At 49.9% G+C, this 12,249-nt stretch carries 10 protein-coding genes and 1 rRNA gene; 10 read left to right on the top strand and 1 reads right to left on the bottom strand.

Features of this window, described 5'->3' with window-relative positions:
• Positions 1-5 precede the first annotated feature (5 nt).
• The 9 genes from rpoD (at position 6) to EDM56_RS23340 (ending at position 10,978) form a co-directional block, all read left to right on the top strand.
• Positions 6-1,121, top strand: coding sequence for an RNA polymerase sigma factor RpoD (rpoD, locus tag EDM56_RS23380; RefSeq protein ID WP_122920351.1), 1,116 nt, complete (start codon positions 6-8; stop codon positions 1,119-1,121).
• A 103-nt stretch (positions 1,122-1,224) separates the two neighbouring features.
• Positions 1,225-2,115, top strand: coding sequence for a hypothetical protein (locus EDM56_RS23375; protein WP_122920350.1), 891 nt, complete (start codon positions 1,225-1,227; stop codon positions 2,113-2,115).
• 190 nt (positions 2,116-2,305) lie between these two features.
• Positions 2,306-3,445: an acyl-CoA dehydrogenase family protein gene (locus EDM56_RS23370; protein WP_122920349.1), complete on the top strand. Its 1,140-nt coding sequence runs from the start codon at positions 2,306-2,308 to the stop codon at positions 3,443-3,445.
• A gap of 118 nt (positions 3,446-3,563) precedes the next feature.
• Positions 3,564-4,298 (top strand): tRNA (adenine(22)-N(1))-methyltransferase, encoded by a 735-nt coding sequence (locus tag EDM56_RS23365; RefSeq protein WP_122920500.1) that lies wholly within the window; start codon positions 3,564-3,566, stop codon positions 4,296-4,298.
• A complete protein-coding gene (locus EDM56_RS23360; protein ID WP_122920348.1) occupies positions 4,274-5,389 on the top strand; it encodes a Nif3-like dinuclear metal center hexameric protein in 1,116 nt (371 codons plus the stop codon). Before EDM56_RS23365 ends, EDM56_RS23360 begins: the two co-directional genes overlap by 25 nt.
• A gap of 14 nt (positions 5,390-5,403) precedes the next feature.
• Entirely contained in the window at positions 5,404-5,901 is a 498-nt protein-coding gene (locus tag EDM56_RS23355; protein WP_122920347.1) for a C4-type zinc ribbon domain-containing protein, read from the top strand.
• A gap of 16 nt (positions 5,902-5,917) precedes the next feature.
• Complete coding sequence (locus EDM56_RS23350) at positions 5,918-7,909, top strand: S-layer homology domain-containing protein (protein WP_246009513.1); 1,992 nt, start codon at positions 5,918-5,920, stop codon at positions 7,907-7,909.
• Positions 7,906-9,411 carry a S41 family peptidase gene (locus EDM56_RS23345; protein WP_122920345.1) on the top strand — a complete coding sequence of 502 codons (1,506 nt, stop codon included), beginning with the start codon at positions 7,906-7,908 and terminating at the stop codon, positions 9,409-9,411. Before EDM56_RS23350 ends, EDM56_RS23345 begins: the two co-directional genes overlap by 4 nt.
• Positions 9,412-9,493: 82 nt before the next feature.
• Complete coding sequence (locus EDM56_RS23340; protein WP_122920344.1) at positions 9,494-10,978, top strand: alkaline phosphatase family protein; 1,485 nt, start codon at positions 9,494-9,496, stop codon at positions 10,976-10,978.
• On the opposite strand, the gene EDM56_RS23335 is transcribed toward EDM56_RS23340, so the two are convergent.
• A complete protein-coding gene (locus tag EDM56_RS23335; RefSeq protein WP_246009503.1) occupies positions 10,938-11,621 on the bottom strand; it encodes an endonuclease/exonuclease/phosphatase family protein in 684 nt (227 codons plus the stop codon). The two genes, EDM56_RS23340 and EDM56_RS23335, sit on opposite strands and share 41 nt — an antisense overlap.
• A 217-nt stretch (positions 11,622-11,838) precedes the next feature.
• Between EDM56_RS23335 and EDM56_RS23330 the strand changes: the two genes are divergently transcribed.
• A 16S ribosomal RNA gene (locus EDM56_RS23330) occupies positions 11,839-12,249 on the top strand; the annotation flags it as partial.

Here is a 12,249-nt window from a genome sequence, read left to right as displayed (position 1 = left end):
AGTAGATGAACAAGCAAAACATGACTCCTGACATGGAGGCCACATCCATTGAACAGGTAAAGGAACAACTGGTTGAGCTAGGCAAAAAACGTGGCGTACTGACATACAAAGAGATCATTGATCGTCTCTCCGGATTTGAGCAAGACTCGGACCAAATTGATGAGTTCTTCGAGTTCCTTGGGGATCAGGGCGTAGAAGTATCGAACGAAAACGAAGAAGATGTCGATCAGATGATGAAAGATGAGGATTCTGAGGAATTCGATTTCGATGATCTCTCTGTCCCGCCTGGAATCAAAATTAACGACCCGGTACGCATGTATTTGAAAGAGATCGGTCGTGTTCCTCTGCTTTCTGCTGAAGAAGAGATCAAGCTGGCACAGCGTATCGAGCAAGGTGATGAGGAAGCGAAGCGCCGTCTGGCAGAAGCCAACCTGCGTCTCGTGGTCAGTATCGCCAAGCGGTACGTTGGACGCGGCATGCTCTTCCTTGACTTGATCCAAGAAGGTAATATGGGCTTGATTAAAGCGGTGGAGAAATTCGACTATCGCAAAGGCTACAAGTTCAGTACGTATGCCACATGGTGGATTCGCCAGGCGATTACTCGTGCGATTGCTGACCAAGCGCGTACCATCCGAATTCCGGTGCACATGGTGGAGACAATCAACAAGCTGATCCGTGTGTCACGCCAATTGCTCCAAGAGCTTGGACGAGAACCGTTGCCTGAAGAGATTGCGGAAAAGATGGATTTGACTCCGGAAAAAGTACGGGAGATCATGAAGATTGCGCAAGAGCCTGTATCCTTGGAAACACCGATCGGGGAAGAAGACGACTCCCATCTGGGCGATTTCATCGAGGATCAGGAAGCACTCGCTCCTTCCGATGCAGCTGCCTATGAACTGTTGAAAGAGCAGCTCGAAGACGTGCTGGATACATTGACCGATCGGGAAGAAAACGTTCTTCGCTTGCGTTTTGGCCTCGACGATGGACGCACACGCACACTGGAAGAGGTAGGAAAAGTGTTCGGTGTCACTCGTGAGCGTATTCGACAAATTGAGGCGAAAGCACTACGCAAATTGCGCCATCCGAGCCGTAGCAAACGCTTAAAAGATTTTCTTGAATAGCCGATAATTAAATAGATGCTGGCCTACGCTTTCGCATTTGGGAGGGCGTAGGCTTTTCTATTGTATATCCCTCATCCTCACTCGTTTTGTAAGGGGGTTCTCCATGGAGGATCAGCGTAAGAAGATCATTGTCAAAGAAATTGAGCATTGGCGAAAAAATCATTTGCTGCCCGAGCATTACTGCATTTTTTTGCTGAATCTGTACACCGAAGGAGAGCGAGCAGCGCAAGCGGATTCGCAAGTTGCAGCAGGTCAGGCTGTAGGTGGCCGGTCGAAAAACACTTCAGGCTCTCAGCAAGGAGTAGGCTGGAACAATACCGTATCATGGAAAATGATCCTGTTTTGGCTCGTTGGCGCTGCCGTCATCGCCGGCTTCATCTTGCTTGCCTTTCATTTTAACGATTTCAGCTTTCTAATGCAAATTACCATTTCTTCCTGCATCACACTTTTTTTCTACATATTGGCACACGTTTGTCGACGGTTTTCACCCGTCTTTACACACGTCTCCTTGCTCCTATCCTTTTTGCTGCTAATTTTCGGAGGCGTCTATTTTCTGAAGCAAATCGACGCAGCGACTGATATGCTGATGATGTTTTTGTTGGCGATCTGCCTTCTGTTTTGTTTGAATGGACTTATTTTTCGTTTCTTGTACTTGGTTTACTGCGGCTTCATCGGTTTAGGCTTGCTCTACGGATATGTGACGCTGGATCGGGTAAGCGCGTTGTACAGCTGGTGGCTCGCTGAACTGTACTGGGTGCCGTTTGCGTTGTTTATGATTGGGGTAGGCTTTCTTCTCAATCAGCGCAATCCACGAATCGCCGGAGCGCTTTGCATCTGCGGCATTTTGTTTTTCTTTGGTGCGGAGGTGCAATCGCTGTACATCTCGCAGGCAAAGCAAGATACGATTCAACTGTTGCTTTTCATCAAAATTTTCATCAGCTCGCTGTTTTTTTTCTTTACACGACAGCAGTGGTTCACATGGCTCCGCCTGTAATAGGCGGGGTCTTTTTGTGCAACCGCGGCTCCGCCAAAAGCTTGGCGTAGCCAGGTTTTCTAATCTCTCTTCTCGCTTTTTTCAATTCACACACAATTGTAACTGGCTTGTGTATAATAAAAGTATCATTCTGAACAAACGCTCAGTCAACAAGAATAACGGAATAAATGATAAGGTGAGGTGAGCACAAATGAATTTTGATTTGACACAAGAACAACGGATGCTCCACAACATGATTCGTGAATTCGCTGATGAAGTCGTGGCTCCGAGTGCTGATGAAAGGGATAAAAGTAAGCGCTTTCCGGTAGAGATCTTCCAAGAGATGGCGAAGCTCGAGCTGATGGGCTTGCCATTTTCGGAGAACTATGGAGGCGCAGGGGCGGATACGATCAGCTTCGCCATCGTGGTAGAAGAACTTAGCCGTGCATGCGGTTCGACAGGCATCACGTACTCTGCACACATTTCGCTTGGCGGTGCTCCCCTTTCATTGTTTGGCACCGAGGAGCAGAAGCAGCGCTACTTATCGCGGATTTGCTCTGGTGAAAGCATGGGCGCATTTGGTCTCACGGAGCCTGGTGCTGGTTCCGATGCGGGCGGTACGCGCACCACTGCTGTAAAGACTGACAACGGCTGGGTGATCGATGGCTCCAAATGCTTTATCACCAATGCTTCCTACGCCAAATTCCTTGCTTTGACGGCAGTTACGGATAAGAGCCAAGGAGCAAAAGGGATTACGGCATTTATCGTGCCGACCGATGCGAAAGGCTTCAGTGTCATCGACAATTACGAAAAACTCGGGCTGCATAGCTCGAACACGACAGAGCTTGTTCTTGAAGGGGTACAGGTGGACGAGGACATGGTGCTAGGCAAAATGGGGGAAGGCTTCAAGCAGTTCCTGATCACCCTTGACGGCGGCCGAATCGGTATCGGCGCGATGGGAGTCGGGATCGCTCAGGCTGCTTTTGACAAAGCGCTGGCATATGCCAAGCAGCGCCAAGCGTTCGGTCAATCGATCTCCAACTTCCAGGCGATTCAGTTCAAGCTGGCGGATATGGCGATGCAAATCGAGCTTGCCCGCACGATGGTGTACAAAGCCGCATGGCTCAAAGACCAAGGTCGCCCCTTTTCAAAAGAAGCGGCAATGGCAAAGCTGTACGCATCCGAGGTGGCGATGGCTGCTACGCACCAGGCCATCCAGATCCACGGCGGCTACGGCTATATGAAAGAGTATCAGGTGGAGCGATTTTTCCGCGATGCTCGCCTGTTGGAAATTGGCGAAGGAACGTCGGAAATCCTGCGCACTGTCATCGCTCGTCAAATTGGTTGTTGAATCCAGACGAGAAACCCCGATCAGCTTTTGTCGAGCTGACGGGGTTTCTTTTGTTAGGCTTTTGCTAGTAAATAAGGTAGAATAGTGGAGAATAACAGCAATGCAGCGGGGGAAAGAAATGACAACAATTCCTATATCGAAACGACTTCAAACGATTGCAGCGTATTGCCCTGCCGGTGCTCGCGTGGCGGACATCGGATCGGATCATGCACTGCTTTCTGCTTATTTGTTACTGAATAATATCGCATCCCATGTCATTCTAGGGGAGCTTAACGAAGGGCCATACCAAGCAGCTTGCCGTCAAATCAATGGGCTGGCGACCCGCGTTCGTGCGCAGGTGCGAAAAGGAGACGGGCTTGCAGTCCTGTCCCCAGGCGAGGTCGATGTGATTTGCATCGCCGGGATGGGCGGGCAGTTGATCGTCTCCATTTTGCAGGATGGGCGCAACAAGCTTCCGGGCGTGAAGCGGCTGGTGCTGCAGCCTAATGTCGGTGAGGAGCTTGTCCGGCGTTGGCTGTACGAAAACGGCTGGCAATTGATCGACGAAACGATCCTTGAAGAGGACGGCGTCATTTACGAGATATTGGTGGCAGAAGTAGGGGAGCCGGTCGTGCCTTACGAGGGACAAGACCGTATGACAACCGAGCTGTTCCGCATCGGACCGTTTTTATGGCAAAAAAAGCCCGCCATCCTCGCACAAAAATGGGAGCGGGAAAAAAATAAGTGGGAATCGATTAAAAAGCAGATCGAAAGCTCCGCACGCACGGAAGCGTCGGAAAAGCTTACACATATACAAGCAGATTTGGACTGGATGAATGAGGTGATCGCATGTTTGCAAACGGACAAACCATAATTCAATATATGGAGCTGCTTGCTCCAAAAGCATACGCGATGGAGGGGGACAAGATCGGCTTGCACGTGGGAACGCTGCAAAAGCCGATCAAAAAGGTGATGGTCGCACTCGACGTCCTAGACAACGTCGTGGACGAAGCGATCGAGCAAGGGGTGGATTTGATCATTGCCCATCACGCGATCATTTTTCGCCCATTGAAGCATTTGCGCACCGATTTGGCCGCTGGCAAAACGTTTGAAAAGCTGATCAAGAATGATATTGCCGTTTACACAGCCCATACGAATTTGGACGCCACAGATGGCGGGATTAACGATTGGCTAGCGGAGGCTATCGGCTTGACACAGGTGGAAGTGCTCGATCCTTCTTATACAGACTCGTTGAAAAAGCTGGTGGTATTCGTGCCGACCACTCATCTGGATGTCGTTCGCGATGCGATCGGTCAAGCAGGTGCAGGTGCGATCGGCAATTACAGCCATTGCACTTTTGCTGCGCCAGGCACCGGGACGTTTTTGGCACAAGAAGGCACTACCCCATACATAGGAAAGCATGGAAAGCTCGAAAAAGTGGAAGAAGTGAGATTGGAAACCATCGTGCCGGCATCCAAACAATCGGCTGTGATTAAAGCAATGAAGGCGGCTCATCCTTATGAGGAAGTCGCTTATGATGTGTATCCACTTGAACTGCCTGGTAAGTCGTACGGCATCGGACGCATCGGTAAGCTGCCACAGCCGCAGACGTTGAAGGAACTGGCACAGCATGTGAAGCAAGTGTTCGGATTGACTGGCCTGCGTGTTGTCGGGCCGCTGGACGCGACGATCAAAAAAGTCGCGGTTGTCGGTGGCGACGGCAATTCCTTTGTTGGTAAATCAGCGTTCCGCGGTGCAGACGTGCTTATTACTGGCGATATCTACTACCATACGGCGCATGATGCTATGGCAGATGGCATGCATTTGATCGATGCGGGACATAACATTGAAAAAATCATGAAGGGCAAAGTGGCCGATTTTTTGCGAGACCGACTTATACAAAACGGATACACAACAGAAGTCGTGGCGTCAGCCATCCACACTGATCCGTTCACGTATATGTAAAAGAGGTGAGAGGCATGGCGTCTGTAAAGCAGTTGTTGGAATGGCATGTGAAGCAAGAATCGTTGGTAGCGGCGCGTGCCGCTCATGCGCAATTGGAGAAAATGCAGGGGGAGCTTGCACAAAGTGTGGCCCTCTGTGAACAAAAGGCGGCGGCGCTTGTGAATCCGACTACACCTGATGAGGAGATCGCCCAGCTGCTTGCAGAACAGGAGCTATGGCTTGCCCGCAAGGCACTCGCCCAATTCGACGATGAACAGGAAGCGCAGTTACTCAAGCTGCTGCAGCGGATGCAGGAGCTTGATTTCGAACTGGCTATATTGGGCCAAAGCCTGCCGGAAGAATGGGCTGCCGAATATTACCGCTTGGCGAAATTAAAGCAAAACCCGATTGTAGAAGTAAAGGGAGAGGCTTGTACCGGTTGTTTCCGTGAGCTCTCCCTCCATAACCGCAATGAATGGCGCAGGGGGAAAGGTTTGGTACATTGTGATGAGTGTGGACGGATTCTCGTTTAGGAGGATGCCTGTGTCAATGATAAAAATCATTTCCGGATGCGCCCTGATAGGATCACTGCTCTTGCCAACGGTGGCGGGGGCTGCACCTGCTGCGTTGCCTTTTAGTGATATCAGCAAGCATTACGCAAAAAATGCGATCGTGTACGGCTATGAAAATGGCTTGTTCAGCGGTGCAAAAGGAAGTGCGAAATTTGAGCCAGACCGATACATGACGCGAGGGGAATTCATGGTCGTTCTGGATCGTTTGTTTTCACAAAACGAACAGGTGTTTTATCCATTGCTCATGCTTTCGGAGCATGACGAGCTCGGCCTAGGTGAAGGCTTTGACGAACCGCATCTACCCTATGTGGATGTCGACCGGATGACATGGCTGTACCAGCCGGTGCTCAGAATGGAGATCGCTTTTAACAAAATGTACGGTCCCAATGCATTGGAGCGGATTTTCTCCGGTAAGGAGTTCCATCCCAATCAACCGATTACAAAAGGTGAAGTCACCCAACTGTTTGCACTGTTCCATTCTGGTCCAGCGGCAAATGACGACATGAGCAAGAAGCTGTTTCTACTTTTACAAGCAGGCCAACAAACGGACAAGCTGACTCGGGGTGACGGTGCCATCCTTGCGGTCAACATGCTGGGCTACATGGCGGCGGGGCCGATTTTGCCGCTGCTTGATCCGAGCCAGACAAAATTCCCGATCGTGCCTGAGATTGAAGATATTTTTCCGCTCTTTGGCGTATATACCGATCAAATCAGTCCGGATGAATCGCTTTATGTAAAAGCAGCAGCCAGAATCCGCAATTACAATGACGAAGCGAATACGTGGAAGACGCTGCAAAAGCTGGCCGATGAGAAATTTTACAACCAAGTTGGGGTTCACTACTATTTAAGCTGGAACCCGGAAGTGTCGCTGCAGGAGAATATGAAAGAAGCTTTTCTATCTATAGACGCTTATTTCGCGGATAAAGTCGTTCTCTCGGACACACTGGAATTATTGGTTGCGAATGTGTACGATCTTGCATTGAAAATCGAAACGGAAGATCCGAAAATTTTTGACACGGTGCTCGCCCATCTTCGCACCTACGAATCCAAAATCAAACCGCAAAGCCAAGAATGGCAGGCACTTGCTACTTATGAGGCGGCAATGGAAGCGAAACGCGGGAATACCCAGAACGCGATCGATCTTTATACACAGTTTCCGCAAAACGACCATGCGCTGCTCAATGCCGTGTATTATTTGAACGAATTGAAAAAAGATAGTGAGATTCAGCAGCTGCTTGACACGAGCAGAGACAAAGAAACGCAAATGCATCACGCCTTGATGATTGATTCGATCAAGCAAGAACTAAACTTGCTCGCGCAGCAATCGAGTTTTGCGAATGACTTGTCGTATGCGCTGCACCGTACCGACAATACACCGAATGTGACCATCCAGGGTGAGTCGCAGTTGAACGGGTACTCGTTTAAATATCAGCAAACGGTGGACAATGAGGGTAAGTTCAGCCATGTCACGGGTTACTACCAAGCGCCTGAAAGCCTCGTGCTGCAAAAGCTGGAAACGTACTATGACGATTCTGCGAACGTCGAATATTTGCATGATTTCGAAGAGGATACTTGGTCCAAACAATCCAAATCGACGATTGATTACATGCATGAATGGGTGGACAAGCAATCGGTCTTCGATCGGGTGACAAAGCTCAATGCCCGTTACTTGAAGCAATCGTTTGGTGATTACGATGTCATCACGGAATGGATTCCGTCCGACAGGCTGCGAACACAATCCGCAAAGCTGCAATTGGGAGCTGGAAGGCTGAAGAGCGTCCCGACGTTTGTTACAAAGTATTACCTCGATCACAAGACCAATTTGCTCGTACGAAAAGTTTGGCGCTATGAAGAAATATACGACAAAGAATACGCAGCGTACTCAGGCAGTGATACGTACCAGGATTACGGAACCAGCGCACTGCGCATTCCGCTAGATACGCTGAAAGGGGCGGTGGAACAGAAATGAAGAAAATGCTGCAGTCCGTCTCACTCTCGCTGGTGCTTATGTTTGGTGCTGTGCCGATCGCACAGGCAGCGGGGCAACCGACAACGGCCAATGAGTTTGATGACATCTTCTTTGACCTCGTATCTTTCCATATCAGCAAGCCGAAGGTAGCTCAGCTCGTAACGGGTGCCTTGAAGACGGTCAGCGAGGAATTGAGCAAACAAACAAAAGGCGCTTATGTGTACGCTGCCGATGATGATACGTTGCCTGAGCTGAAGACACGACTGGCGGCGTGGCAAAAGCAAAGCGGCCTCGATCAAAAAAAGCTGGAGCGTCTCGCGATTGCCGGAATGCTTGGCACATTGAATGATCCGTACACAATGTTTTTCAGCAAGGAAGAATTGAAGCAGTTTCAGGAGGCGGTCGAAAATGAAATCGTCGGTTTCGGCTTCAAACTGCGCATGTCGGGCGATCTTCCAATGATCCGCGAGGTGGTTGCCAATTCACCTGCTGAGGTGGCTGGCGTGGAAGCGGGAGATTTGCTTCTGACTGTCGATGGAACGGCAATGAAGGGAAAGTCGTTTGAAGACGTCTTTACGTTTTTAAAAGGAGATGAAGGGACAGGTGCGTCGTTCGTCTTTTACCGCGCGGAAGAAAAACGGCAGTTCACTGTCAAGATGAACCGTGCTGTATTGGAAATTCCCGAAACGACGGCGGCTCACTTTACGGATGACATCGGCTATATTCGCTTGGATACATTCAGCTCCGATGCCGGAGAGCAGTTCCAAAAATCGCTGCAAACGCTGACCCAAGGCAACCGGCCGCTGAAAGGGCTGATTGTGGATTTGCGGGATAACGGCGGGGGCTATTTGAGCTCGGCCCGGGATATCGCATCTCTTTTCATGGAGGACGGCATCCTGATGTATACCACCAACCGCAATGGAATTGAGGTGTCTACCCGCGTCTACAACGGCCAAACCGTCAAATTTCCTGTGAGCATCCTTGTCAACGATTCTACAGCATCAGCCTCAGAGATGTTGTCCGGCGCGCTGCAGGACAATGGGATCGCCAAGCTAGTTGGCACCAAAACATTCGGAAAAGGAAGCGCCCAGCAAGTCATACCGCTCGTCGATGGCGATGCATTGAAAATTACGCTGCATGAATATTTCACTCCGAAGCATCGAGTCGTTAACCATGTTGGTTTGACGCCGGATGTCATTGTCTCTGACGATATCGCTCAAGTGATTGCGGGGTTGAAGACCGAGGGTGTGAAGAATTTCCGCATCGAGGAGCAGGACGAACAGATTCTAATCAATGGCGTTGCGTTTCCGGCGATCGCCCCGTTGTTCACCAAACAGGGATCGAATGTTTCGATCCGCACGAGTGTTCTGAAACAACTGCAAGGCAATCAGGCGGAAAGTGCTACTGATCCTGTGTACACATCACTGACCGATGCGGTTGCGAAAGCGGCTGGATTGCAGCTGACCGTAAACAAAGACAGCATTCGCATCGATAAACAGTAAGCACATCCATGCATAGATGATCGGCAAAGGCCAAGACTAACGGATACGGATTGACTCTCGTAGGGGGTGAGGGAGGTACAGGATGAAAAAGGTACTTCTTTTCCTTGTTGACTCAATGATGCCCGATGTCTTGGAGCAATGTGTTGCCGAAAATAAAGCACCAGCATTTCAATACATGATGGAACACGGTCAGTACATTAACGATTGTGCGACCGTTTTTCCAACAATGACGGCCTCCATTGATTGCTCGCTTATCACAGGGGTCTATCCCGATCAACATACGGTGCCGGGCCTTGTTTGGTATGAACCAGATACGAAAAAAATCATTAATTACATCAATGGTGCCATGCCTGTTGCCAAAATAGGGATCGCCCACTGTGCACAAAACGTGCTCTATGATTTGAATGAGAAGCATTTGAGCCGATATGTCAAAACGATTCATGAAGTGCTGGAGGAACAAGGCTTCGTTTCCGGCTCCATCAATGTGATTGCCCACCGCGGACATAAAAAGCATACCTTGCAGCTACCTCTCGCGCTGCAAGCCGTAACTGGTGGACAGATGCCGCGGAAAGTGAGCGGACCTTCTATTTTTAGCATGGGGACCATGGCTGTTCCAAACATTTTTCGCCCGATTCCGTGGGGGATGGGGCATACATCGCTCGGTTCCTACGGGATCAATGACGCATACGCAATCGATGTTCTGATTGAGGTCGTCACAAGCGGGAAACAGCCGGATTTTACACTTGTGTACTTACCGGATAACGACCACAAGTTGCACCGCTCTCCCATGAAAGCCACTGAGCACTTGGCAGCTGTCGATCAGCAGATCGCTCGCTTTCTCAACACATTTCAATCATGGGAGAAGGCTCTTGAGGAAAATGTTTTCATATTTATCAGCGATCATGGCCAAACGACGATCGGCTTGGATGATTCTCATAATATCGAGCTGGAAAAATTGCTCGCCTCGTTTCGACTGCATAAGTTGGGCGAGGAGATCAAGAAAGAAGATGAGATCGTTATCTGCAATAACGAGCGGATGACCTATCTGTATCCGATGTACGATGGATTGACGCCAAAGATCGTGGCTGCCGTTACGGGTGAGCCACGGATTGACCTCATTGCCTGGAAGGAGAACGGGTGGGTTCATGTGCAAAATGGCGGACGAGGGCATAACACGCTCAAATATCGAAAAGGCGGAGGGCAGTCCGATTGTTATGGAATGCAGTGGACCATCGAGGGAGATTTGAAAGTCCTTGATTTGCAGCTCGACTCACAAGGAAATATTTTCTTTGACAGCTATCCGGATGCATTGAGTCGTTTACATGGTGCGCTTTTTGCCAGAAATGACGAGGTGGTCATCATTACGGCTGCCCCGGCATACGAGTTTTATTCAGAGTATGCACCGACGCATCTTGGTGGTGGTAGCCACGGCTCCTTGCATAAGCGCGATTCACTTGTTCCGCTGATTGTGGCAGGAGCAAAGCACGTCATGAAGAGACCGGCGCGCCTTGTGGACGTAAAAGACTTTATTTTGCAGGAGCTAGCTGTTCAGGCAGTTCCAGTGTAACCAGCAGCGGGTAATGGTCGGAGCATTTTGCCCGCAACACGGTGTAGTTTTTGATGCTCCACTGAGTCGAAGCAAAAATGTAATCAAGTCGCTTCTTGATCGGGACGAGCGTCGACTGATTTGTTTGGTTCATGGCAACTGCGCAGTCGACCAAATCCGGATGGAACGTAACGCTTGAAGAATTAAAGTCACCCAGCAAGAGCAGCGGGGTGTCTTTTTTTTCTGCTACGAGGCCCGTAATGTATTGGAGCTGTTGGAGGCGGCTTGTTTTGTCTAAACTGCAATGGGTGACCATGATGGAGATTTCGCGGTCGCAGGCAGGTACGGTGGCGTACAGAAGCATCCTTGGCTCGCGCGTCGCGGGCAAGCGGATGGATTCCGCAGAAGTAAGAGGAAACCTTGAAAGAAGGGCATTACCGAATTGGCCGTCTGCGATAGCCAAAGCTGGGGCGAATGCATATACATAGTGGAGTCGCTCGGCCAGATAAGCTGCTTGAAAGCCCATTCGCGAATTTTGGTGCACTTCCTGGAGACCGATCAGATCAGCGCTGCTTTGTGCCAGTACATCTGCCATCGCATCGAGGCGATTGCGCCAAAACATATCTTTTCCGCTATGGATGTTGTAGCTTGCGATTCGCAGCATTCTGTTCAGTCCCCCAGTGACACGTTTCATTTTTAAAAAATGTTCTTGCATTAGTCTAGGGCATATGCTATATTAATAAACGTCGCCTCTGATAAATGAAAAAACATCAGCGGTGCAAAACATGAGCAATCGTGATTAGTTCCTTGAAAACCAGATAGAATCCAAGTATCACAAATCGTAACAAAAGTCACGTTGACTTGATGTCAGATCAAAAACTTTAATGGAGAGTTTGATCCTGGCTCAGGACGAACGCTGGCGGCGTGCCTAATACATGCAAGTCGAGCGAGTCCCTTCGGGGGCTAGCGGCGGACGGGTGAGTAACACGTAGGCAACCTGCCTGTAAGACTGGGATAACATAGGGAAACTTATGCTAATACCAGATAGGGTTTTGGATCGCATGATCCGAAACGGAAAGATGGCGCAAGCTATCACTTACAGATGGGCCTGCGGCGCATTAGCTAGTTGGTGGGGTAACGGCCTACCAAGGCGACGATGCGTAGCCGACCTGAGAGGGTGACCGGCCACACTGGGACTGAGACACGGCCCAGACTCCTACGGGAGGCAGCAGTAGGGAATTTTCCACAATGGACGAAAGTCTGATGGAGCAACGCCGCGTGAACGATGAAGG

The organism is Brevibacillus fluminis, assembly GCF_003710825.1.
GTDB lineage: Bacteria > Bacillota > Bacilli > Brevibacillales > Brevibacillaceae > Brevibacillus_D > Brevibacillus_D fluminis.
The sequence above is the reverse complement of the archived record's forward strand: the minus strand, read 5'-3'. Positions and strand labels throughout refer to the sequence as shown.

Bases quoted from the DNA above. Each gene is read 5' to 3' on its own strand.
- rpoD (WP_122920351.1), top strand. From the start codon at position 6: ATGAACAAGCAAAACATGACTCCTGACATGGAGGCCACATCCATTGAA.
- EDM56_RS23375 (WP_122920350.1), top strand. From the start codon at position 1,225: ATGGAGGATCAGCGTAAGAAGATCATTGTCAAAGAAATTGAGCATTGG.
- EDM56_RS23370 (WP_122920349.1), top strand. From the start codon at position 2,306: ATGAATTTTGATTTGACACAAGAACAACGGATGCTCCACAACATGATT.
- EDM56_RS23365 (WP_122920500.1), top strand. From the start codon at position 3,564: ATGACAACAATTCCTATATCGAAACGACTTCAAACGATTGCAGCGTAT.
- EDM56_RS23360 (WP_122920348.1), top strand. From the start codon at position 4,274: ATGTTTGCAAACGGACAAACCATAATTCAATATATGGAGCTGCTTGCT.
- EDM56_RS23355 (WP_122920347.1), top strand. From the start codon at position 5,404: ATGGCGTCTGTAAAGCAGTTGTTGGAATGGCATGTGAAGCAAGAATCG.
- EDM56_RS23350 (WP_246009513.1), top strand. From the start codon at position 5,918: ATGATAAAAATCATTTCCGGATGCGCCCTGATAGGATCACTGCTCTTG.
- EDM56_RS23345 (WP_122920345.1), top strand. From the start codon at position 7,906: ATGAAGAAAATGCTGCAGTCCGTCTCACTCTCGCTGGTGCTTATGTTT.
- EDM56_RS23340 (WP_122920344.1), top strand. From the start codon at position 9,494: ATGAAAAAGGTACTTCTTTTCCTTGTTGACTCAATGATGCCCGATGTC.
- EDM56_RS23335 (WP_246009503.1), bottom strand. From the start codon at position 11,621: ATGCTGCGAATCGCAAGCTACAACATCCATAGCGGAAAAGATATGTTT.